At 71.5% G+C, this 22,765-nt stretch carries 21 protein-coding genes; 5 read left to right on the top strand and 16 right to left on the bottom strand.

All coding sequences use genetic code 11. The features are described 5' to 3' along the window. Positions 1-14: 14 nt before the first annotated feature. The gene (locus tag MMA15_RS05475) at positions 15-998 is read right to left on the bottom strand and encodes an Lrp/AsnC family transcriptional regulator (RefSeq protein WP_241063020.1); all 984 of its coding nucleotides are present in this window, start codon (positions 996-998) and stop codon (positions 15-17) included. Positions 999-1,283: 285 nt separating this feature from the next. On the opposite strand from MMA15_RS05475, the gene MMA15_RS05470 reads away from it, so the two are divergent. Continuing rightward, positions 1,284-1,709, top strand: a complete 426-nt coding sequence (locus MMA15_RS05470; protein ID WP_241057868.1) for a DnaJ family domain-containing protein — start codon at positions 1,284-1,286, stop codon at positions 1,707-1,709. Between the two features lie 68 nt (positions 1,710-1,777). On the opposite strand, the gene MMA15_RS05465 is transcribed toward MMA15_RS05470, so the two are convergent. Next, positions 1,778-2,071, bottom strand: a complete 294-nt coding sequence (locus MMA15_RS05465; protein ID WP_241057866.1) for a hypothetical protein — start codon at positions 2,069-2,071, stop codon at positions 1,778-1,780. Between the two features lie 455 nt (positions 2,072-2,526). On the opposite strand from MMA15_RS05465, the gene MMA15_RS05460 reads away from it, so the two are divergent. Further along, positions 2,527-3,567, top strand: coding sequence for a pirin family protein (locus tag MMA15_RS05460; RefSeq protein ID WP_241057864.1), 1,041 nt, complete (start codon positions 2,527-2,529; stop codon positions 3,565-3,567). Positions 3,568-3,648: 81 nt separating this feature from the next. Here the strand turns inward: MMA15_RS05460 and MMA15_RS05455 are convergent, their stop codons facing one another. The 3 genes from MMA15_RS05455 to MMA15_RS05445 all read right to left on the bottom strand — a co-directional run bounded on the left by MMA15_RS05455 (position 3,649) and on the right by MMA15_RS05445 (position 7,083). Next, complete coding sequence (locus MMA15_RS05455) at positions 3,649-5,175, bottom strand: NAD(P)/FAD-dependent oxidoreductase (RefSeq protein ID WP_241057862.1); 1,527 nt, start codon at positions 5,173-5,175, stop codon at positions 3,649-3,651. A 265-nt stretch (positions 5,176-5,440) separates the two neighbouring features. Continuing rightward, positions 5,441-6,412 (bottom strand): TIGR01777 family oxidoreductase, encoded by a 972-nt coding sequence (locus MMA15_RS05450; protein ID WP_241057861.1) that lies wholly within the window; start codon positions 6,410-6,412, stop codon positions 5,441-5,443. Positions 6,413-6,564: 152 nt separating this feature from the next. After that, complete coding sequence (locus MMA15_RS05445) at positions 6,565-7,083, bottom strand: DUF4240 domain-containing protein (RefSeq protein ID WP_241063019.1); 519 nt, start codon at positions 7,081-7,083, stop codon at positions 6,565-6,567. Positions 7,084-7,339: 256 nt separating this feature from the next. On the opposite strand from MMA15_RS05445, the gene MMA15_RS05440 reads away from it, so the two are divergent. After that, positions 7,340-8,266, top strand: coding sequence for an SDR family oxidoreductase (locus tag MMA15_RS05440; protein ID WP_241057860.1), 927 nt, complete (start codon positions 7,340-7,342; stop codon positions 8,264-8,266). Positions 8,267-8,293: 27 nt separating this feature from the next. Here the strand turns inward: MMA15_RS05440 and MMA15_RS05435 are convergent, their stop codons facing one another. From MMA15_RS05435 to MMA15_RS05400, 8 genes are all read right to left on the bottom strand, one after another. Continuing rightward, positions 8,294-9,433, bottom strand: a complete 1,140-nt coding sequence (locus tag MMA15_RS05435; protein ID WP_241057859.1) for a helix-turn-helix transcriptional regulator — start codon at positions 9,431-9,433, stop codon at positions 8,294-8,296. A 145-nt stretch (positions 9,434-9,578) separates the two neighbouring features. Then, positions 9,579-12,305, bottom strand: a complete 2,727-nt coding sequence (gene aceE, locus MMA15_RS05430) for a pyruvate dehydrogenase (acetyl-transferring), homodimeric type (RefSeq protein WP_241057856.1) — start codon at positions 12,303-12,305, stop codon at positions 9,579-9,581. A gap of 453 nt (positions 12,306-12,758) precedes the next feature. After that, positions 12,759-13,640 carry an amidohydrolase family protein gene (locus MMA15_RS05425; protein WP_241057853.1) on the bottom strand — a complete coding sequence of 294 codons (882 nt, stop codon included), beginning with the start codon at positions 13,638-13,640 and terminating at the stop codon, positions 12,759-12,761. 33 nt (positions 13,641-13,673) lie between these two features. Further along, on the bottom strand, positions 13,674-15,176 hold the full coding sequence (locus MMA15_RS05420) for an acyl-CoA synthetase (RefSeq protein WP_241057851.1): 1,503 nt from the start codon (positions 15,174-15,176) through the stop codon (positions 13,674-13,676). A gap of 3 nt (positions 15,177-15,179) precedes the next feature. After that, a complete protein-coding gene (locus tag MMA15_RS05415) occupies positions 15,180-16,580 on the bottom strand; it encodes an MFS transporter (protein ID WP_241057850.1) in 1,401 nt (466 codons plus the stop codon). Between the two features lie 46 nt (positions 16,581-16,626). Next, positions 16,627-17,085 (bottom strand): MaoC family dehydratase, encoded by a 459-nt coding sequence (locus MMA15_RS05410; RefSeq protein WP_241057848.1) that lies wholly within the window; start codon positions 17,083-17,085, stop codon positions 16,627-16,629. After that, positions 17,082-17,987: an amidohydrolase family protein gene (locus tag MMA15_RS05405; protein ID WP_241063018.1), complete on the bottom strand. Its 906-nt coding sequence runs from the start codon at positions 17,985-17,987 to the stop codon at positions 17,082-17,084. Before MMA15_RS05405 ends, MMA15_RS05410 begins: the two co-directional genes overlap by 4 nt. Before the next feature lie 32 nt (positions 17,988-18,019). Next, the gene (locus tag MMA15_RS05400; protein ID WP_241063017.1) at positions 18,020-18,952 is read right to left on the bottom strand and encodes an SDR family oxidoreductase; all 933 of its coding nucleotides are present in this window, start codon (positions 18,950-18,952) and stop codon (positions 18,020-18,022) included. A 122-nt stretch (positions 18,953-19,074) separates the two neighbouring features. Between MMA15_RS05400 and MMA15_RS05395 the strand changes: the two genes are divergently transcribed. Together MMA15_RS05395 and MMA15_RS05390 are read left to right on the top strand one after the other, a co-directional pair. Next, positions 19,075-19,929, top strand: coding sequence for a PaaX family transcriptional regulator (locus MMA15_RS05395; protein WP_241057847.1), 855 nt, complete (start codon positions 19,075-19,077; stop codon positions 19,927-19,929). 13 nt (positions 19,930-19,942) lie between these two features. Next, the gene (locus tag MMA15_RS05390; RefSeq protein ID WP_241057846.1) at positions 19,943-20,083 is read left to right on the top strand and encodes a hypothetical protein; all 141 of its coding nucleotides are present in this window, start codon (positions 19,943-19,945) and stop codon (positions 20,081-20,083) included. An 86-nt stretch (positions 20,084-20,169) separates the two neighbouring features. Here MMA15_RS05390 and MMA15_RS05385 read toward each other — a convergent pair whose 3' ends face one another. The 3 genes from MMA15_RS05385 to MMA15_RS05375 all read right to left on the bottom strand — a co-directional run bounded on the left by MMA15_RS05385 (position 20,170) and on the right by MMA15_RS05375 (position 22,610). Continuing rightward, a complete protein-coding gene (locus MMA15_RS05385) occupies positions 20,170-20,850 on the bottom strand; it encodes a GntR family transcriptional regulator (RefSeq protein WP_241063016.1) in 681 nt (226 codons plus the stop codon). A 315-nt stretch (positions 20,851-21,165) separates the two neighbouring features. Then, on the bottom strand, positions 21,166-21,744 hold the full coding sequence (locus MMA15_RS05380; protein ID WP_241057845.1) for a hypothetical protein: 579 nt from the start codon (positions 21,742-21,744) through the stop codon (positions 21,166-21,168). 254 nt (positions 21,745-21,998) lie between these two features. Further along, entirely contained in the window at positions 21,999-22,610 is a 612-nt protein-coding gene (locus MMA15_RS05375; RefSeq protein ID WP_241057843.1) for a DUF6461 domain-containing protein, read from the bottom strand. Positions 22,611-22,765: the final 155 nt, after the last annotated feature.

The raw sequence follows: 22,765 nt of genomic DNA, 5'->3' as shown, positions 1-22,765 counted from the left end.
GGGGGAGCAGGCGGTTATGCGTCGAACTGGTCCATGCGGGTCCACGCGCCCTTGAGCGTGACGAGATGGAGGGTCACGTCCGAGCCGTTGAGGCCCGGCAGCGCGCCGATGACCTCGTCGGTGTAGCGGAAGAGATCGGTACGGCGCGGCAGCACCATGTGGCCGACCAGGTTGAATCTGCCGGTGGCCGCCGCGAGGAACTTCGTCCCGGGATGCTTGGCGAGCTGCCGTCCGGCGGCCTCCAGCCGCCCCGGGTCGATGGAGAGCCACAGCATGAACTCGGCCTCGTAGCCGAGCAGTGCGGGCTCCGCGAGGGTGCGGAAGTGCAGGCAGCCGCGGTCGACCATGCGCTCCAGCGCACGGGCGACGCTGGACTCGCCGCGGTCGAGGTTGCGGGCGATGGTCGTGACGGGAAGCCGCCCGTCGATGGCGAGTTCGCCGACGACGGCCCGTTCCAGCTCGGTGAGCGGCTGCGGCGCCTTGTCCCAGTCGACCCGCTCACAGGGAGGTGTGCGCGCGGGACGCAGATCGGCCACCGCCTCCTCCGGCAGCAGCCCGGCGTCCCACATCGCGGCGGAGGAGAACGTACGGATGACCGCCACGTGCTCGGTGCCCGCGATCAGATGCGCACCCGGCAGATCGGTGTAGAGCAGCCGCAGCAGCTCCTCGTTGTCGCGGGCCACGAAGTCGACGATCAGGTCGGCGGTGCCCGTGACGAGGGCGAGGAAGCGCACCTCCGGGCACTCGGCCAGCAGCTCCGCCAGCTCCAGGCCCTTGCCCGGACGCGCCTGCATGCGTACGAGCATCGACGAGCCGCCGCCGGTGCGGTCCAGCTCGACCGCGCCGACGACATGGAGCAGCTTGCGCTCGCGCAGGGCGTTGAAGCGGCGCTGGGCGGTGGATTCGCTCGTCCCCGCCCAGCGGGCTATCCCGGCCCAGGGAGCGCGACCGTTGAGCTGAAGCGCCGCGATGATGCGGCGATCCAGCGCATCGATCATGTCGGCGCTCGCTCGGGGAGTCATGACGCCGGACGTTAGGCAGGCGCACGAACAGCGTCAATGCCGGAATCCGTCACCGGAAGCCCGCCGGGACCGGTGATCGGCCGTCCACGGCTTCACAGTGGCCGGGAACCGCCAGTCTTCGCGTCCGATGTGACGTCCGTTACGGCATGGGGGATTCCGGCGTGACGAATTTCCGAACGGTGCCTTTCAGGGCCCTGACGCGGCCGCCCGCAGGCCGCGGGACGCACTGCCGGTGCCGCCGCACCGCGCGACAATGGCCTCATGACCGAACGGAAGCCGCCCGGCATCGACTTCGAGACCTGGGTCGACAGGCAGATCCGCGAGGCACAGGAGCGCGGCGCCTTCGAGGACCTGCCGGGCGCCGGCAAGCCGCTGCCCGACGCCGGAGCCCCCTACGACGAGAACTGGTGGCTGAAGCGGAAGCTGCGCGACGAAGGCGTCTCCCATCTCCCGGCCTCCCTGGCCCTGCGCAAGGAGGCGGAGGAGGCTCGTAAGGCGGCGTCGCGCGCAGGGTCGGAGGAGGAGGTGCGGCGCATCGTCGAGGCGGTCAACGACAAGATCCGCGAGGCGATCCGCCGCCCGCTCTCCGGCCCTCCGCTCAATCTGACGCCGTACGACGTGGAACGAGTCGTGAGCGAATGGCGCGAGGAGCGCGCGAAGGGCGAAGAAGCACCGGGCGACGTCTGACCGGCGGCCGGTGCGTGCGGGCGGCCCACCCCGGCGGAGGAGCCGCCCGCACGCGGGTCGCACGAGCCCTACGGCAGCAGTGAACGCACAAGCCTGCACGTGGTGTTGGACGGCGGGTGCACGCCGATACGGGCCGCCGTGCGGCGGATCGTATGGTCGCGGGCCTGAGCCGGTGTGTAGACACCGGAGTCGAGCAGGGCGATGGCTATGCGCATCGCCTTCAACTGGCGGTTGTGCGAGACGTACCACTCCCGGGGACGCCCGGCCGGAAGCCGCTTCTTGGGCAGTCCGGCGAAGTGCGGCGACGGGAAGGGCAGGGTCGGGGCGTGCGTCGTCCGGCTGCTGGCTGTGGCTGCGGTCATCGGCGACCTCCGTGAACGTCGGGACGCGGACTACGTGTTGACGTGCGGCGTGCGGACGGACATGACAGGCGTACGTACGGACGAGGCGAACCGGCCGGCTCCGGAGCCGATTCCGATGCTGTGTCCGGTGAAGGTTCTGGGTCCGGGGAAGGTTCTGGGTCTGGTGCCGTATCTGGTTCCAGAATACCGCCCGGCACTGACAACGGGACCTCCAACTTCCCAGGTCGCAGGGGAAGTTGGGAAAGGTGTTCGATTTGACGAGGAGGTGCGGCGCGAGCCGTGTGAGCGCGGTGACGCATGAGGCGCCCGGCCGCTTACCCGGGCCCGATCCCGATGTCCCTCGGGGGTCGCGGGCGGGTCTCGGGGGCGGGGGACACCAGCGGAATAATTGAAAGCCGAACTATCTTGACGGGTGTGCACTCCCGCACCGCTTCACCGGCACACAGGAGGTCACCATGCCGGCCGTCACCGCAGACACTCTGACCCTGCCCCGCGTCCCGTCCCCCGCCGACGGCGTCCGCCGGCGCGAGGTGGCCAGGACCGTCACCGCTCGGCGGCAGTTCGAGGGCGAAGGCTTCCAGGTCCGCAGGCCGTTCCCGGGGATGGACCTCGCGCTCGCCGACCCGTTTCTGCTGCTGGACCACCTCGGTGCCGTCGAGTACGGGCCGGGCGAGGCCAAGGGCGCGCCCTGGCATCCGCACCGCGGCTTCGAGACGGTCACGTACATGCTCGACGGCGCCTTCGAGCACACCGACTCCACCGGTGGGGGCGGCCTGATCACCGAGGGCGCCACGCAGTGGATGACCGCCGGTGCCGGGGTGCTCCACTCCGAGCTGCCGCCGCAGGAGTTCGTCGCGAAGGGCGGCCTGTTCCACGGCGTTCAGCTCTGGGTCAACCTGCCCAAGTCGCTGAAGTGGACCCCCGCCCAGTACCAGGACATCACCGCCGGGCAGACCGTTCTGCTCTCCAGCGCCGACGGCGGCAGCCTGCTGCGCCTCATCGCGGGCGATCTCGCCGGACACCGCGGTCCCGGCGTGACCCGCACACCCATCACCTACGTGCACGCCACCGTCAGCCCCGGCGCGCGGCTCGCGCTGCCCTGGCCGCCGGAGTTCAACGCCCTGGTCTACGTACTGGCCGGGCGCGGCACCGTCGGCAGCGAGCAGCGCCCCCTGGAGGAAGGACAGCTCGCCGTGCTCGGCCCCGGCGAGGCCATGACCCTGAAGGCCGCGGACGGACAGGACTACAACGGCAGCCGCACCGGCTGGGAGATCCTGCTGCTCGGCGGGCTTCCGATCCGCGAACCCATCGCCCGCTACGGCCCGTTCGTGATGAACACCAAGGCGGAGATCCTCCAGGCTTTCGAGGACTTCCAGAACGGCAGGCTCGGCACCACCGCGCCCGAGTCCCGGCCGGTGCCCCACCGCACCGACGCCGATACGCCGCTGGACGGCCACGAGGGGAAGCCCGACGAGAAGCGGGCGGACGGCGGGTGACGCCGGTGTACGTCGAGGCGGCCGGCCGCGCACGGCCCCGCGGCCGGCGCGGGCGGCCGTACCTCTCGCGTACGCCGCCCCTCACGCCGCCTTGCTGAGCGGCCGGTCCTCCTCGGGAAGCGGCAGCCCGAAGTCCCGCAGCACCTCGTACGCTGCCCGCCGCCCCGAGACGAGCGCGCCCTGGGCCGTGCTGGTGTCGCGGTGCTCCCCGCACACGTAGAGACCGGAGAGCACCCGCACCGGGCGGCGCAGATCGTGCGGCGGCGGCATGGCCGGAACCGCCTGCGGGTCCTGATGGGCGGCGATCAGGCTCCAGCGTCCGGCCGGTACGCCGTGCAGCGTGGCGAGCTGCGTACGGGAAGCGGCGTCCAGCTCGGCGACGGGCTCACCGGCGGCCGCGCCCAGCACCACCGAGGTCACCAGGGTCGAGCGTCCCGGACGTGCACGGGCGGGGTCGACCGCGGAGGCGGCCCACGAGTGCGACACCGGGCCCTGCCGTGACGCGTCACCGTCGACCAGCAGCGAGGGCGGCAGCGGCAGCACCTCGTCGACCGCGTGGTGCAGCACGGTCACCGGGTGGAAGTCCGGCACCCGCAGCCCCGGCAGCAGTTCGCCCGCGTCCGCGGCGTTGGTGGCGACGACGACGGCACGGCAGGCGAGTGTGCCGTGGTCGCGGGTGGTCACCGAGTTCGTGGTGACGGACAGCGCCGTGACGTCCGTACGTACGGTGCCCTCCGGCAGTGCCGCCGCCAGCAGTTCGGGGACGGCGGCCATGCCTCCCGCGGGGAGTGCGCAGCCGCCCCGCACGAATCCGCGCAGCGTCAGATCGGCGACACGGCTCGAAGTCGTCAGCGCGGGGTCGCAGAGCAGCGCGGAAAGCAGCGGACGTACGAGCGATCCCACGGTGCGCGCGGGCAGCCCGCGGGCCGACAGGGCCTGGGCGGCGGGGAGTTCGGTACGGGTGAGCAGCCGGTCGCGGGGCACGGCGGCGAATCGGGCGAGGGCGCTGCGCAGCCGTGCGTGGTCTAGGGCGCCGGTCTTGCCCTGGCCCTGGCGGGAGAGGCCCCGGCCCTGTCCACGGCGGGAGATTCCCCAACTGGTGCGGCTGCGGGCGCCGGTGAGGGCGCGTGCCGTGGTGAGTGCGCCCCTTGTGCGCCGGTCGGTCCGCTCGGCCCTGCCCGCACGGGTGGTGGCGTCGGAGGGCGCCGTCCTCGGTGCGTCCGCCGGAACGTCCCTGGCCGCGAGGCCCAGGGGGAGACGTCCGACGGCGCGCCGCAGGTCGCCTATCCGGTGCGTACGCCCGTCGGCGCGGAGCAGGGCGCCGGGTGCGAAGGGCCGCATCTCCAGCCCGGAGAGCGCGGGGAGCCGCCCGAACTCCGGCCAGTCGTTGCACAGCAGCCGCCCGGAGCGGTCCAGCAGGTAGCCGTCGACGTGTTCCGTGGCCATCCGGCCGCCCACTCGGGAGGTCGTCTCCAGGACCGTCACGTCGAGTCCCGCCTCCGTCAGATGGTTCGCGGCGGCGAGGCCCGCGAGCCCCGCCCCGACGACGACCACATCTGCGTCCGGGGTCCGTGTACGGCCGGGGGGTGGTATGTCGCTGAAGCCCACGATGCCTCCCGTGGTCGGCGCGCGGTGCGGGGCCGTCCTGCTTCCGTGCTGCTTGCGTCCTGCCCGGACCGGCGCTGGTGAACCGTGAGTATCCGGACTCTACGCAGTGGCCCGGTCGCGGTCAGTGGCACACGGCCAGAGCACGGGCGCACAGCGGTCGCACACCGCTTCCATCACGCCGTCGGCACTGGTACGCGCACCGTCCGGGGCGGAGGAACGCCCCGGGGGACGCGGACCGGGACACGTGGAGACGCAGGCCGCACCGTCAGCGCATTGCGGCGCGTACCGCGTCTTCGATGGCGGGAAACGCGAAGTCGAACCCGGAATCGAGCAGCCGCTTCGGCAGCACCCGCTGGCTGCCCAGCACGTCCTTGGAGAACTCGCCCAGAGCGGCCCGCAGCACCGGCGCCGGTACGGCCAGCAGCGTCGGCCGGTGCAGTACGCGGCCCATGGCTGCGGTGGCCTCCCGGTTGGTGACCGGCTCGGGCGAGGTGAGGTTGAACGGGCCCGACAGATCGTCCCGCTCCAGCAGATGACGCAGCGCGGCGATGTGGTCGTGCAGCGCGATGTGGCTCCAGTACTGGCGTCCGCTGCCCATCCGGCCGCCCACGCCTGCCTTGAACAGCCGGAACAGCGGCCCCCACGCGCCGCCCTCGCGGGCCACGACCAGGCCGGTACGGGCGAAGACCGTGCGGATGCCGGCCTCCTGCGCCGCCGCCGCTGCCTCCTCCCACTCGACGCAGAGGTTCGCGAGGAAGTCGTCGCCGTGCGGCGCGTTCTCGTCCACGGCACGGTCGCCGGTGTCGCCGTAGTAGCCGATGGCCGTGCCGACGATCAGCGTGCGCGGAGGGTCGTCGAGCGAGGCGATGGCGTCGGCGATGGTGGCGGTGCCCAGCACGCGGCTGTCGCGGATCTCCTTCTTGTACGCCGGTGTCCAGCGCCGGTCCCCGACGCCCGCGCCCGCGAGATGGACGACGGCGTCGCACCCGGCGAGGCCGCCTCCCGGGCCTTGCGTTCCGGAGGTTCCGCCGGGCTCGACCCAGTGGCCCTTGGGGTCCCACATCACCTCCGACGGCGGCGGGCCGCCTGCCGCCGGGGCACGGCCCGCGGTCTCGTAGCGCCGTGCTTCCTGGGAGGAACGGCGCCTCAGCCGCACGATGTCGTGCCCGTCCGCGCGGAGCGAGCGGCAGAGAGCCGTGCCGATGAGACCGGTGGAACCGGTGACCGCGATACGCATGGGGCCATCCTGCCGTCTGCGCCCGCTGTGCTGAAGCTCCGCGCACGGGGCGGACGTTGAGGGACGGCTCGTCGTCGAGGTGCGGTACGGCCCGCGGAGGTGCGCCGACGAGAGATCCCGCTGACCCGCGGCCCGCGCGTCCGCCGTGAGGTTCAGCCGCGGAAGCGGTCCCAGAGTTTGGGAAGGCGCTCGGCGAGGGCGGTGTCGTCCTCCAGGTTGAGGGAGACGCCCGTCGGGTCCTCGGGCGGCTCGGGCAGGCCGAGGTCGGGCATGACCGTGCCGGTGAGCTGTTCGTACGCCTCGTCGGCGGCGTAGCCGAGGTCCTCGGCGTCGCCGTCCAGTTCCTCGTCGAAGCCCTCCAGCACATCGGCGAGGGAGTCCGCGTCGTGCGCGGCGCTCTCGAAGACGTGCCGTCCCTGTCCGATGAGCCAGCAGCGGAACGCGTCGAAGGCGTCGTCGCTGACCCCGTCCAGCAGAATCCAGGCCGCGGCCCACAAGTCCCACTGGTTGGCGCGGTTGTAGCGGGACTCGAAGTGCCGGGCGAAGAACATCACGGCGTCCGGATCGAGCCGCGTCAGTCTCTCGATGAGCAGGTCGGCCTGCTCCTCGGGGTCGCCCTCGGCGTCCTCGCGGGTCGAATCGATCAGCGCCCAGAACTCGGTCTCGTCCATCACGAACACAGCATCCGCCTTGTACCCGCCAGACGCACGTGGACTCCCTCGGATGCCGCCTTGTCGTTACCAGGGCGCGTCAAGGTCTCAATGTGCGGTTGTTGTGACCATCCCATGCATCGCGTGTGCCGGTGCTGTCGGCGAGTGCTCGGCGAAGCCCGACAGAGGATGTCCGGTATCCGTGCGAGCGTGCCGTCCGTACGGCGCGAGCGTGCCGCCGTACGACGGGAGACGCCGAAGGCGGAGAGGACGGACAGTGAGTACGACAGGGGCACTGACGGGCAAGGTCGCGCTGGTCGCGGGCGCCACACGCGGAGCCGGACGCGCCATGGCCGTGGAGTTGGGCAGAGCGGGCGCGACGGTCTATGCGACGGGCCGCACCACCCGCGAACACCTCAGCGAGGTCGGGCGCGCGAGCGAGACCATCGAGGGCACGGCCGAACTGATCGAGGAGGCGGGAGGCACAGGCGTCGCCGTGCCCACGGACCATCTGGAACCCGACCGGGTACGGGAACTGATCGAGCGCATCGACCGCGAGCAGGGGCGCCTGGACGTCCTCGTCAACGACATCTGGGGCGGCGACCGTCTGGTGCAGTGGGACAGCAAGATGTGGGAGCACGACCTGGAGCAGGGCCTGCGCATTCTGCGTCTCGGCGTCGAGAGCCACATCGTCACGAGCCGCTTTGCGATTCCGCTGCTGATCCGGCGGCCGGGCGGCCTCGTCGTCGAAGTCACCGACGGCACCGAGGAGTTCAACGGTCCCCGCTACCGCAAGCCCTTCTACTACGACCTGGCCAAGTACGCGCCGCTGAGGATGGCCCGTGCCCTGGCACAGGAGCTTCCCGAGCACGGCGCGACCGCGGTCTGCCTCACGCCGGGCTGGCTGCGCTCCGAGTTCATGCTCGACACCGCCTTCAAGGTCACCGAGGAGAACTGGCGCGAAGGGACCGCGCAGAACCCGCACTTCGCGATCTCGGAGTCGCCGCTCTTCGTGGGACGGGCCGTGACCGCGCTCGCGGCGGACCCGGACGTGTCGCGGTTCAACGGGTGTTCGCTCTCAAGCGGCGGACTCGCCCAGGAGTACGGCTTCGCCGACGCCGACGGCTCGGCGCCCGACGCATGGCGCTACATCGCCGAGGTGGAACAGGAGGGCAAGCCCGCGGATGTGACCGGCTACCGCTGAGGGCCCTCACGAGCGGCCACCGGGCTTTCACGACCGGCTGTCGCCGGGGTCCTGCGAGGGTGTGCTCGCGCCGGGTTCGTAGAACGCGGCCGTGCGCCTGGCCGCCTCCGCGAACCGGGCGCGCAGCGCCGGGGGTTCGAGCACCTCGCACTCCGGGCCCAGGGCGAGGAGCTGGGAGTAGGCCACGTTCAGCGACTCCACCGCGAGCACGGCGGTGACCGGGTCCCTGTCGTGATCCGGGCCCGGGTCCGGGGCCTGCTGCTTGTCCGGCGCCGGGCCCGGGTCTGGGTCCTGGTACCGAGCCTCGTCCTGGTCCGGGGGACGGCTCGTCGTGGGGGCCGACTCGTCCGTCTTCTCGGCGACCGCCGCCGCCAGTGCCTCCTCCGCCGCCCTGCGGTCCGTCACGTACCGCAGCATCCGCGTACCCGCGGGCGTCAGCCGTATCACCACCTCGTCGCGGAGGATCGACCGGGCGAACGCGGCGGAGCGCTCCTCCCAGAACGCCGGAAGGTCGAACTCCTCGTCCCTTGCGAAGCGTTCGCCGGTCTCCTCCACGCCCGTGACCCTGTCCACCCGGTACACCCGGCGGTCGCCGCCCTCGGTCACGCGTGCCGCCAAGTACCAGACGCCCGCCTTGAGTACGAGCCCGTAAGGCTCCAACTCCCGCTCCACCTCGGTGCCCCGGCGCCGGTAGCGCATCCGTACCGTGCGGTCGTCCCACACCGCCTCGGCCAGCGCGGGCAGTTGCTTCGGCGGCTCCTCCGGCGGCTGCCACCAGCCCGGCGCGTCCAGATGGAAGCGCTGCGCCGCCGAACGGTGTGCGTCGCTCAGCTCGGGCAGCAGCGCCGCCGAGACCTTCAGCCGTGCCGCCGACGCCGCGTCCGCCAGGCCCATGTCCCGCAGCGCACGCGGCACTCCGGACAGGAACAGCGCCTCGGCCTCGCTGCGGCCGATGCCGGTGAGACGCGTGCGGTACCCGCCGACGAGGCGGTAGCCGCCGCTGCGCCCGCGGTCGGCGTAGACGGGTACTCCGGCCTCCGACAAGGCGAGCACGTCGCGGGAGACGGTCCGTTCGGAGACCTCCAGCTCGGCGGCGAGCTCGGCCCCGGTCATGGCACGGCGCGTCTGGAGCAGAAGCACCATCTTGATCAGCCGGGCCGCGCGCATGGCAGCATTCTGCGCCGAGCCGGTGCGCCAGTGAACCACTGTGGCGGCAGGTCCCCGCGGCCTCGCACCACGGGGACCCACGGGGCCACAGCGGCGCGGCCCGCTCGCCCCGGCCCTGCGGCGAGGACCGGGGCGACCGCCCGGATCAGGCCAGGCCGTAGCTCTCGGCGGCCTTCCGCACCGTCTCCTGCTTGACCTCGCCCCGGCGTGCGAGCTGCGCCAGCGCCGCCACGACGACCGACTCGGCGTCCACGCCGAAGTGCCGGCGCACCGCCTCCCGGGTGCCGGAGAGGCCGAAGCCGTCCGTGCCGAGCGACGTCCAGTCCTGCGGCACCCACTGGCTGATCTGGTCCGGCACGGCCCGCATCCAGTCGCTGACCGCGAGCACCGGCCCAGGGGCGCCCTCCAGCACACGCGTCACATACGGCGTGCGCTCCTCGCCCCGCAACTGCGCGGCGTCGCACTCCAGCGCGTCCCGCCGCAGCTCGCTCCACGACGTCGCCGACCACACGTCCGCGCTGACGTCCCACTCCTCGGCCAGCAGCCGCTGAGCGTCCAGCGCCCAGTGGATGGCGGTGCCGCTCGCGAGCAACTGGATGCGGGGCGAGCCCGGTTCGGGGACCGCGCTCCGGCCCTCGGACCCGGCGGCGTCCTCCGCCGTCCGGAACCGGTAGAGGCCCTTGAGGATGCCCTCCTCGACCGCGTCCCCTGCGGGCTGCGGCGGCTGGGGCTTCGGCTCGTTGTAGACCGTGAGGTAGTAGACGACGTCCTCGTTGCGGGACGGATCGGGCCCGTACATGCGGCGCAGCCCGTCCCTCACCACGGCGCCGACCTCGTAGGCGAACGCCGGGTCGTAGGTGACGACGGCCGGGTTGGTGGACGCCAGCAGCGGCGAGTGGCCGTCCGCGTGCTGAAGTCCCTCGCCGGTCATCGTCGTACGGCCCGCGGTGGCGCCGATGACGAAGCCCCGACCCAACTGGTCGGCCAGCGACCAGAACTGGTCGCCGGTGCGCTGGAAGCCGAACATCGAGTAGAAGATGTAGAAGGGGATCATCGGCTCGCCGTGCGTGGCGTACGACGTGGCCGCCGCGGTGAAGTCCGCGAGCGAACCGGCCTCCGTGATCCCCTCGTTGAGGATCTGCCCGTCCGACGACTCCTTGTAGTAGAGGAGTTGGTCGCGGTCGACGGGGTCGTAGTTCTGGCCGAGGGGCGAGTAGATCCCCGCCGAGGGGAAGAGGGACTCCATTCCGAAGGTGCGTGCCTCGTCCGGCACGACCGGCACCCAGCGGCGGCCGGTCTCCTTCTCCTTCATCAGGTCCTTCACCAGCCGTACGAACGCCATCGTCGTGGCGATCTCCTGGCTCCCGGAGCCCTTCCTCAGCGTCTCGAACGGCTTCGCCGACGGCTCGGGCAGCCCCACCGGGTGCACCTTCCGTGCGGGTGCGGGGCCGCCGAGCGCGGCACGGCGCTCCTGGAGGTAGCGCACCTCGGGGGAGTCGGGGCCCGGATGGGCGTAGGGCACCAGCTCGTCGTTCAACTCGCGGTCGGGAATGGGCAGTTCGAGCAGGTCGCGCATCGCGCGGAACTCCTTGCCCGTCAGCTTCTTCATCTGGTGGTTGGCGTTGCGTGACTCGAAGCCCGGCCCCAGCGTCCAGCCCTTCACCGTCTGCGCGAGTACCACGGTCGGGGCGCCCTCGTGCTCGACGGCCGCACGGTAGGCGGCGTACACCTTGCGCGGCTCGTGGCCCGCACGCGAGGTGCGGAAGCACGCGGCGATCTTCTCGTCGCTCAACAGCCGCGCCGTCTCGGCGAGTTGCGGGTCGGCGCCGAAGAAGTGCTCGCGGATGTACGCGGCGTCGCGGGTCGCATACGTCTGGAACTGGGCGTCCGGCACCTCGCGGAGCCGCCGCACCAGGGCGCCGGTGGTGTCGAGCCTCAGCAGCTCGTCCCACTCGCTGCCCCACAGCGACTTGACCACGTTCCATCCGGCGGCGCGGAACTGCGCCTCAAGCTCCTGCACGATCTTGAAGTTGGCGCGTACGGGCCCGTCGAGGCGCTGGAGGTTGCAGTTGACGACGAAGGTGAGGTTGTCCAGCCGCTCACGGCCCGCGAGCGCGAGCGCGGCCGTCGACTCCGGCTCGTCCATCTCGCCGTCGCCGAGGAAGGCCCACACATGCGAGGCCGAGGTGTCCTTGATGCCCCGGTCGGTCAGATAGCGGTTGAAGCGCGCCTGGTAGACGGCGTTGATCGGGCCGATGCCCATGGAGACGGTGGGGAACTCCCACAGCCAGGGCAGCCGCCGGGGATGCGGGTACGAGGGCAGCCCTCCCGGGCCGGTCTCCTGGCGGAACCGGTCCAGGTCGGCCTCGGTGAGACGGCCGTCGAGGAAGGCGCGGGCGTAGACGCCGGGGGAGGCGTGCCCCTGGATGTAGAGCTGGTCGCCCGACCCGCCCGACGCCCCTGGTTCAAGGCCGTCCTTGCCGCGGAAGAAGTGCTGGAAGCCGGTCTCGTAGAGCCAGGCGGCGCTGGCGAACGTCGCGATGTGCCCGCCCAGCCCGAAACGGCTGCCGCGGGTGACCATCGCGGCGGCGTTCCAGCGGTTCCAGGCGGTGATGCGCGACTCCAGCTCCAAGTCGCCCGGGAATTCGGGCTCGGCTGCCGTCGGCACGGTGTTGACGTAGTCCGTCTCCAGCGGCCGCAGTCCGGGACGCCCGGCGTGCTCCAGCACTCGCCGCATCAGATACGCGGCGCGCTCCGGGCCGGCGTTCGCGACGACGGCGTCCAGCGACTCACGCCACTCGGCGGTCTCCTGCGGATCACGGTCCAGGAGCTGGTCCAGCTCGCTCGGACGGTTTCGTACGGGGCGGGGCATGGTGGGGCCACCTTCCGGACGGGACGTACGGGACGGGTCGCGCGGGCGCGCGGGGGTGCGAAGGTGCGCGGCGGCGCGCACGGGCGACGGGTCGGGGGGTCTCCCGGATTTGCGCGGGGCTCCGCTTGCTGCTCGGGGCCTCGCGTTGCTCACGTTCTGCGGGTGGGTCTCTCCCTGGCTGGCAGGACAGGGCGGCCCAGCGATGTGAATCCTACGACTGCGATCGATGATCGATCAAAACTTTCCGCGAAATTGGCATTCCGTGCCGTGGAAGTCGGCACGCCGTGCCGTTCCCGTGCTGTGTCGGACTGGGTCGGACTGGGTCGGTCTGTGCCGTGCCTGGCCATGCCCGGTCCTACCTGGCCGTGCTGTGCCTGGCCGTGCCCGGCCGTGTTCAGCGGGGCCGTCCCCGAACCGCGGCCAGGCCGCATGTCCCTCCGCGCCCGCGCCGCCTCAGAGCCCGAAGACCCTCGCCGCGTTGTCGTGGCACACCGCCCGCAGCCACTCCGTCCCCAGACCCGTGGACTCCAGCGCACGCAGCGCTTCCCCGTACGTATAGGGGATGTTGGGGAAGTCCGTACCGAGCAGCACCCGGTCCCCGAGGTCCGCCAGACGCGGCAGCGCCCGCCGCGGAAACGGCGCCGCGGCCTCCACGAACGACGTGAACGCCATGGTCGTATCCAGCATGACCCGCTCGTGCCGTTCCGCCAGGCCGAGGAAGTCCTCGTACTCGGGCATGCCCAGGTGGGCGATTATCAGCGGCAGCCGGGGATGGCGGTCGAGCAGCGTGGCGATCGGTCCCGGGCCCGTGAAGGGCCCAGGCGTGGGGCCGGAGCCGCAGTGCGTCACCACGGGCACGTCCGCCTCGGCCAGCATCCCCCAGACTTCCTTCAGCGACGGGTCGTTGGGGTCGTACGCCCCGACCTGGAGATGGCTCTTGAAGACCCGCGCGCCCTGCTGCAGCGCCCGCCGCACGTCGTCGGCCGCGCCCGGCTCGGCGAAGAAGGTCGCCGTGTGCAGGCAGTCCGGTGTACGCGCGGCGAAGTCGGCGGCCCAGTCGTTGAGCCAACGTGCCATGCCCGGCTTGTGCGGATAGAGCATCGACGTGAAGGCCCTGACGCCGAACTCCCGCAGCAGCCGCAGCCGTTGCTCCTCCTCCTGCCGGTACTCGATCGGCCAGGGCCGCCCGATCAGCGGGCCTCCCGCGTCGAAGTAGGCCCACACCTTCTCCAGTACGCGCCGCGGCATGAAATGGGTGTGTACGTCGATGAGCGCGTCCAGGCCCAGCGAGCGGCGGAATGCGGCGATCTCGGCCTTCTCCTCCGGTGCGGACACCCGTCCTCCCGATCGTCGTCTCCCGTCAGGAGATCATGTGGCGGGAGGGAGGGGAAGGTCGCGGAGCTTCTGCTTCTGGATCTTGCCGGAGCCGGTGCGGGGGAGGGAGTCCACCTCCTCGAAGTACAAGGGGACCTTGTACTTCGCGACGCGGGAGGCGAGGAAGGAGCGGAGTTCGTCCGGATCGGCCGTCGTACCGGGACGCAGGGTGTAGAAGGCCCGCCCGGCCTGGCCCCACTTCTCATCCGGCACACCCACGACGGCGCAGCCCGCGAGCGCCGGATGCTGGAAGAGGACGGCCTCGACCTCCGCGGGATAGACGTTCTCGCCGCCCGAGATGTACATGTCCTTGAGCCGGTCGACGATGGAGACGTACCCGTCCTCGTCCCGTGTCGCGATGTCCCCGGAGTGGAACCATCCGCCCTCGGAGAACGACGCCTCCGTCGCTTCCGGGTTCCTCCAGTAGCCGGGCGTGACGTTCGGGCCCTGGATGAGGACCTCGCCGCGTTCGCCCGGTTCCGTCTCCGTCCGGTCCGGCCGTACCAGGCGTACGTCGGCGAAGAAGACCGGAAGGCCCGCCGACCCCGCCTTGTTGACGCTCTCCGCCGCCTCCAGGAACGTCGCGCCGGGTGCGGTCTCGGTGAGTCCGTAGCCCTGGCAGAAGACCAGTCCCCGCTCCTGGTACGTGCGGATCAGCGCTTCCGGGACAGGGTCGCCCCCGGCCATGAGGATGCGGAGGGAGGAGAGGTCGGCGTCCGCCCACCGCGGGGACTGTGCGAACGCGGCGAACATCGTGGTCACGCCGAACATCCAGGTGATGCGGTGTTTCGCCGTCAACTCGTAGCAGACGTCGACGTCCCACTTCGGCATGATCACGCTGCGGCCGCCCTTGAGGAAGGTCGGCAGCAGCGTCTGGTTCAGCGCGGCCACGTGGAAGAGCGGAGCGCTGATCAGCGTCACCTCGTCCGAGGCGATGTCGAGGCAGACCAGCAGATTGAGCGTGTTCCAGATGATGTTGGCGTGGGTGAGCACCGCGCCCTTGGGTCTCCCGGTGGTTCCGGAGGTGTAGAGGATGAAGGCCGGGTCGTCCCGTGAGACCGCTACGTCGAGGGGTGCCGGGTCGCCCGTGGCGAGCCACTCCTCGTACTCCTCAAGGCCCAAGGCCGTGGGCGGCCGGACCGTCAGGGCGGCAGCGGTTGCGGCGCACTCTGGGGCGTGCACCAGCACGGAGGCCCCCGAGTGGTCCAGCACATAGTCGAGTTCGGTCGCGCTGAGGCGGAAGTTGAGCGGCACGAAGACGCCGCCGAGTTTGTGCGTGGCGAACATCGTCTCGGCGAAGGCCGGGTGGTTGGGGCCCAGATACGCCACCCGGTCCCCGGGCCGTACGCCCGCCTCCCTCAGCCGGTGCGCGGCACGGGTGCTGCGCGCCTCCACCCCGGCATAGGTCACCGCGGCGCCCTCGTACACGAACGCGGTGCGCCCGGGCGAGAGTTGGGCTCGCCGCCCGGGCCACGATCCGATGCCCTGGTTGTGCACGGGTCAGCTCCTCGCCAGGGGACGCGGACCGGTCGCCTCCGCATCGGACAGCTCCCGGTCGCGGGTCTCGCCCAGCAGCAGGACGCTCACCACGGTCAGCGCGCAGAAGCCCGCGATGATCAGGGAGACGGAGAGCGTGCCGCCGCCCCCGGTCGCGCGCCGGATCTCGGCGAAGAGCAGCGGCGCAAGTCCGGCCCCGAGCCCGGCGAGCTGGTAGCCGAGGGAGGCGCCGGTGTAGCGGCTGCGGGTGCTGAACAGCTCGGCGTAGAGCGCCGCGAGGGGCCCGTACATCATCGGGTGGATGACGGACTGGCCCAGCACCAGCGCGGCGGTCAGCAGCAGTGCGTTGCGGGCGTCGGTCATCGGGAAGAGGACGAAGGCGAAGACGCCCATGGCGACCGCCCCGGAGAGCACGACGGGTCGCCTGCCGACGCGGTCGGAGAGGGCGGACCAGCCGATGATGCCCGGCACCGCCAGCGCGGAGGAGAGTGTCAGTGCGTTCAGGACCGTCTGCCGCTCGTGGTAGGCCTGGACGCCGTAGGCGATGAGGAAGGTGGTGAGCGTGCCCTGCGCGACGAACGCCGCGAGGCCGACCGCGACCGCGAGCAGCAGGTTCCGCGGATGGTGCCGCAGCACGTCGAGCAGGGGCACCCGGCTGCCGCCCGAGCGGCCACCGCCGGCTGAACTCTTCCCGTCAGAGCTCCTGTCGGCACGGCCGCCACCGGCGCGGGCCGCGGCGAAGACCGGCGTCTCCTCCACCCGCAGCCGTACGAACAGGCCGACGGCGAGCAGCGCGATGCTGAGCAGGAACGGGATGCGCCAGCCCCAGGCGAGGAAGGCATCCTCGCCGACCAGGGCACCGGTCCCGGTGAGTGCCGCGGTGGAGAGCACCATGCCGAACGGGGCACCGGCGTTGGTGAAGCTCGCCCACAGGCCGCGCCTCGACCCCGCGTGCTCGGCGGACATCAGCACCGCACCGCCCCACTCGCCGCCGACCGCGACGCCCTGGAGCACCCGCAGCAGCACCAGCAGCACCGCCGCAGCGCTGCCGACCTGCTCGTACGTCGGGAGTACGCCGATGAGAAAGCTGACGGTGCCCATCAGGGTCATCGTCGTCACGAGCATGCGCTTGCGGCCGAGCCGGTCGCCGAAGTGACCGAAGACGATGCCGCCGAGAGGCCGTGCCAGGTATCCGGCGGCGAACGTTCCGAAGCTGGCGACGGTGCCGGCCAGCGGATCCAGGCCGGTGAAGAAGACCTTACTGAAGACGACGGCGGAGGCGGTGGCGTAGAGGAGGAAGTCGTAGTACTCGATCACGCTGCCGAAGAAGCTGGAGGTGACCGCGCGGCGAAGCTGGGCCTCGCCGCCTGGGGAGGGGACGCGTGATGGTGCGGTACCGGCCATGACTGGCCTCCCGTGTCGGTGAGTTGCGAAGGCGGGGAGCCGGGGCTCAGGGGTAGTGCCGGTAGAGGGCCTGGCCCACGCACGCGGGCTTGTCCGAACCGTCCCGTTCGACGGCGAAGTCGAGCTCCATCTGGACCCCTCCTCCCGAGACCTCCACCACCGAGCCGACCTTGCCCGTCAGGCGGATTCTGCTGCCGACGGGGACGGGGCTGGGGAAACGCACCTTGCCCAGCCCGTAGTTGACGCTCATCGACACGCCGCCGATCTCCAGCAGCTCTGTGAAGAGCGGTATGACGAGGGAGAGCGTCAGATACCCGTGCGCGATGGTGGCGCCGAACGGGCCGGCCGCCGCCTCCTCGGGGTTCACATGGATCCACTGGTGATCGCCGGTCGCGTCGGCGAAGGTGTCGATCCGCTCCTGGGTGATCTCCAGCCAGTCGCTGCTGCCCAGATCCCTGCCGGCGAGGGCCTTCAGCTCGGCCACGCCATCGGCCTTGGTGGTCATGAGCGGCCTCCCTGCATCGGGCGGTCGGCGTCCGGCACGGTGAGGCCGAGCAGCCGGGCCGCGTTCTCCTTGAGGATCTTGGGACGTACTTCGGGTTTGATCTCCAGCCTGCCGAAGTCGGAAAGCCAGCGGTCGGGCGTGATGACCGGGTAGTCGGAGCCGAAGAGGACCTTGTCCTTGAGCAGACTGTTGGCGTAACGGACCAGTTGGGGAGGGAAGTACTTCGGCGACCAGCCGGAGAGGTCGATGTGCACGTGCGGCTTGTGCGTGGCCACCGCCAGCGCCTCGTCCTGCCAGGGGAAGGAGGGGTGGGCGAGGACGATGCGCAACTCGGGGAAATCCACGGCGACATCGTCGACGAGCATCGGGTTGCTGTACTTCAGCCGGATGCCGCCGCCGCCCGGCACGCCGGCGCCGATGCCGGTCTGGCCGGTGTGGAAGAGGGCGGGCACGCCGAGTTCCTCGATCGCCTCGTAGAGCGGGTAGGCCATCCGGTCGTCCGGAGCGAACGCCTGGAGGCTGGGGTGGAACTTGAATCCGCGTACGCCGAATTCGGTTACGAGCCTGCGCGCCTCCCGCACTGCGGCCCTGCCCTTCCAGGGGTCGACACCGGCGAAGGGAATGAGCACGTCGGAGTGGAGTGCGCAGGTCTCGGCGATCTCCTCGTTGGAGATGCGGGGATGCCCGGTGGCGTGCTCGGCGTCGACGGTGAAGACGACGGCTGCCATCTGCCGTTGGCGGTAGTGGTCCGCCATCTGCCCGACGGTGGGCTGCCGTTCGGTGTGCAACTTGAAGTACTCAGCGGAGGCGCCGAAGAGTTCGGGGCTCAGCGAGCCGTGTCCGTCGGCCGAGACCTCGGCGTGCGTATGGACGTCGATGGCCGTCAACTTCGCGACGTCGATGCGGGGTTCGTACCGCCCCCCGGCTGCCCCGGTCACGACCCCGCCTCCGGGCCATGCGCTGCGGGCACGCTCGGCGCGGGGATTCCGTACGTCTCCGGCTCCGCCCCCGGCCCGGTGCTCCAGCGCTCCGCGATGGTGTCCGCGTCCCAGCCGCCGGCGGCGTACGCCGCGGCTTTCTCCTGCGGGTGCGACCAGAGTGCGAGCCTGTCGCCGCCGATGCCGATCGCCTGGCCTGTAACTCCGCGCGCCGCGTCGGAGGCGAGGAAGACCACGAGCGGCGCCGCGTCCTCGGGAGTCCCGAAGCCCTCGTCCCTGCGGAGCCAGTCCGGCAGCGGCTCCCCGGTCCGCTCGGCCTCCTCGATGAAGGGCGCGAGGGCGGGGATCGTCTTCGTCATCCCGGTGGCAGCCACGGGCACGACCGCGTTCACGGTGATGTCAGTGCGGGCCAGTTCCATCGCCCACGTACGGGCCATGGCGACGACGCCCGCCTTGGCGGCGGCGTAGTTGGTCTGCCCGAAGTTGCCCCGCTGTCCGGCGGGGGAGGAGACCAGGATCAGCCGCCCGCCGGTGCCCTGTTCGCGCATCCGCACCGCCGCGGCGCGGGCACAGGTGAAGGTGCCGCGCAGGTGCACGTCCACGACGGTGTCGAAGTCCTCGTCGGACATCTTCCACAGCACCTTGTCCCGCAGGACACCGGCGTTGGTGACCATGACGTCGAGCCGTCCGAACTCGCTGACCGCCTTGTCCACGAGCGCGTCCGCGGTCGCGGCGCCCCCCACCGGCGCGACCACGGACACTGCGCGCCCCCCACCCGCCGTGATCTTCTCGACGGCCGCTCCGGCCGCGGCGGCGTCGACGTCGTTGACCACGACCGACGCGCCCGCGAGGGCCAGCGCCTCCGCGTAGGCGAGGCCGAGCCCCCGGCCGCTGCCGGTGACGACGGCTGCTTTCCCCGACAGGTCCATGGGCACGTACCTCTCCCGGCCGCTGTGGCCGCCGCGTCCTTGCGGCAAGGAACGTACGGCTAATCTGAGACGCCCGTCAATAATGTGCACAATATCGGCTCCCGCGGGTTACGCTCGTCGTCGTGACGCCCAGCAGCAGCGACAGACCGGACGACACCCTCCGCGCAAGCGCGATCCGTCCGCAGTCCCTCATGTTCAGCTTCTTCGGCATCCATGTGCTCGGCCGCGGCACGGGTGTCTACTCCGGCAGCGTCATCGACGTCTTCGCCCGGGCCGGAGTCGGCGAGGAGGCGGTTCGCTCGACGCTCGCCCGCATGGCCAAGCGCGGACTGCTGGTGCGCCACCGACGCGGCCGAAAGGTGTACTTCGGCCTCACGGCACACGCCGAGGGGGTGCTCCAGGACGGCCACCGCCGCATATGGGAGACCGGCGCCGTCAACCGCGACTGGGACGGCACCTGGACCCTGGTCGGCTTCTCCCTCCCCGACAGCCGCCGCCGCGAACGCCACGGCCTGCGCTCACGCCTCCTCTGGGAGGGTTTCGGGCCGTTGCAGAGCGGACTGTGGATCGCCGCGGGCGAGAAGGACGCCCCTTCCATCCTCGACCCGCTCGGCCTCGACGAGCACGTCACCGTGCTGAAGGCGCAGGCCTTCAAGCCGACCGAGGCCGCCGACCTCGTGCGCAAGGCCTTCGACATCTCCGCGATCGCCGACGGGTACCGGGACTTCCTCCAGCGCTGGAACACCGCGCCGAGACCGCCGCTGAGTTCTCTCCCCGACGATCTGACACGGCAGTTGACGCTGCACACCGACTGGCTCCGGTTGGTCCGCCAGGACCCGCATCTGCCGGCGGAGCATCTGCCGGGCGACTGGCCCGCGATCAGGGCGGAGAACTGCTTCCGCACGCTGGCCCGTACATACGAGCCGGTCGCGGCCCGCCTCGCGGATGAGGCACTGGACGTCATCGCACTCGGCTGAGTGTGGTCGCCGGTTGCTCGTCCACAGCGACCCGGACCAGCAGGGCGCTCGCTACCGTGACGTCCACACCTCCCGCTTCGGCGAGACGGTGACGCTTCCGGAGCCGGTCGGAACCGAGCTGGACACCGAGACCGTGAAGCACTGCGCGCGCTGAGAGGCCGGGCCCGAGCGGCGGTTGAGGGCGGTCGGCAGGGGCGGGCTGCCGAGCGGACGCCGCCGGGGCCGCCGACGTTCCGGCGGCTAAGCGGCGCCGGACTGCGCCGGGGAGCCGGGGCCCGCCGTGCGGCCTGCGCTGTCCCCGTTCTCGCGGGGAGCGGGCGCACAGCCCAGCACATGGGCCTTGACCAGCTCCGCGATGCGCGGGTCGCGGCGCCCGAACGCCTCCATGACCGCCTCGTGCTCCTCCGCGTACGACTGCTGCACGGTGCCCAGCCAGCGGATCGACAGCGCCGTCCACACCTCGATGCCCAGCGACTCCCAGGTGTGCAGCAGCACGCTGTTGCCCGCGGCCCGTACCAGCTCCCGGTGGAAGGCGACGGTGTGCCGCACCTGCGCCTCGCCGTCGCCCGCGCGGTCCGCCTCGTACAGCGCCGCCACATGCGGCCGCAGCGCCGACGCGTCTCCCGCGAGCCGCGGGGCGGCCAGCTCGGCGGCGATCTGCTCCAGTCCGGCCCGCACCGGATAGATCTCCTCCAGATCGGCGGCTGACAACTCCCGTACCCGCACGCCCTTGTTGGTCGCCGACTCGATCAGCCGCAGCGTCTCCAGCTCCCGCAGCGCCTCGCGCACCGGCGTCTGGCTGACCTCCAGCTCCACGGCGATACGGCGCTCCACGATCCGCTCGCCCGGCTTCCACCGGCCGCTGACGATGCCGTCCACGATGTGCTCGCGGATCTGCTCGCGGAGGGAGTGTGCGGTCAGCGGCCGGGACGGGGACGGATTCGAGGTCACGGGCGCGGCTTCCTTCTTCGGGCGTCGGGCTTACGGGCTGGTTGGCCCACGTGCTTGCGGACCTGCGTGCGTGCTTGTGGGCCTGCGGGCCCTCGCACGTACGGACTTACGGGCGGGATCGGGCGCTTACGACCATACGGCCCGCGGGCGACGGCCGCGCCCCGCGCCCGGACCTTCGCCAGGCGGTCGCGCCTCGCTCAGGGCCGCGCCCCACGGGCGGCGACAGCGCCCCGAACACCTCGTCGGCGAGCATGATCGCGCCCCCGTTCGTCGCCATACGGCGCGTCAGCCCCCGACGACCTTCGCATCCGCGGGCAGATCGAAGTGCCGACGTGCCACCGCTTCGATCTCGGCGTCTCCGGTCCACCCGGGCCCGTCGTCCAGTTCAGCCGCCCCGGCCTCGGAAAACTCGCGATCGATCCACTCCCCGCTACCCGCGCCGTCCGGGCCGGTCTCCTTGCCGAGCACCCGGTAGCCGTCCGAGTCCTTCTTGATCCTGAAGATCCACGGAACCACTTCCCCCGTCCCAGCCAGCAAGTGGTCGCCGCTGCGCGCGAACTCTTCGCAGTCCGACTGGACTCCGGCCCTGAGCTCACCCCGCTGGTGGCGGATCTCGATGATCCGCTCCACGCAGAACCACCGCGGTTTCAGTTCGCTGCGCCGCGTCTGCTGGTAGCCGTGGGGTTCCTTCCTCAACGAGTCCAGCAGAGCGTCATGGACCACCGGCTGGATCGCGCGTCGCAGTTGTGGATCGACCTCCGGCGCCCCTGTCCGGTAATGCGCGGGCAACTGGCTCCACGCGAGTACCCCGACGACCACCGCGGCGCCCGTCCACGCCACTGCACGCCATATGGCACGTCTCACCGGCCCACCCCCACCTCCCGAATCACGGCCGCCCTCGACCGGGGGCGACAGCCAACCGATTACCGCCTGGCAAGACGCCCACCACGCCGCATCCGGTTTCCATGAACCGTCAGCCGCCGCAAGAGCGTGCGCCCACGGGTCCCTGCGGGGCGCCCCCGCACCGCAGTTCATGCTCGGTGTCTGTGGTGGAGCAACGCAGCTTGCGCAGCAGCCGCCGGTTCTTGAGGACGAGCACATGATCCCCGGGGGACGCCCTAGCCCATCGGTGCCCTGACCGCCCCCACCAGCAGCGGCCGTTCCAGCATGTCCTCGGTGAACGTCACCCCCGTTATCCCCGCCGCCAGCGCGAACGAGGCCGCGACAGGCTCGTCGAGGCACATCTCCTCACCGTCGGGGTCCGTACCGGTCTGCCGCATCAGGGAGTTCAGCGCGTCGGGATCGCTGCCCTGCCTGTGGCCCGGGACGTGCGAGTCGAAGCACGTGACGATCCTCCCGTCGACCGCGTACACGAAGCAGTGCTCCGCATAGTCATGACGGGTGACGGCGACCAACTCGCAGCCGGCGGACAGCCGTTCGGCCACGTCCGGCAGCGTGGCCTCCCAGCCGCACAGCTCCACCGCCGCGCTCCACTCGCCGGCCGCCAGCACACCGACGAACCCGCCGCTCTCGCCCGCCCGTTCGCAGAGCCGGCCGAGGCTCGTAGGCGCCTTCGTCCCGGCGCTCCCGGAGGCGGCGTCGCTTCCGAAGCGGCGCAGCACCTCCTCCGGCGCGAGGCCGTGGAAGAAGGAGACGCTGAAGATCTCGCCCAGCGGGCAGCGGCCTTCGGCGACGTCCAGCCAGCGGAACCGTTCCAGGGAATCGGACATCATCCTGCCTCCTCTGTCGCCACTGATGCTCGCATCCGGCACCGACAAGATCGCGACAGCAGCCGCGCGGCAGGGCCGCCCGGGCCGCACACCCGAGCCTGTCACCGGACCGTGTACCGGACCCGCGTACCGGACCGGGCACCGGCCAGGCGCCG

Origin of the sequence: Streptomyces marispadix (assembly GCF_022524345.1) — a bacterium.
In the GTDB taxonomy this organism is placed as follows: Bacteria; Actinomycetota; Actinomycetes; order Streptomycetales; family Streptomycetaceae; genus Streptomyces; species Streptomyces marispadix.
The sequence above is the reverse complement of the archived record's forward strand: the minus strand, read 5'-3'. Positions and strand labels throughout refer to the sequence as shown.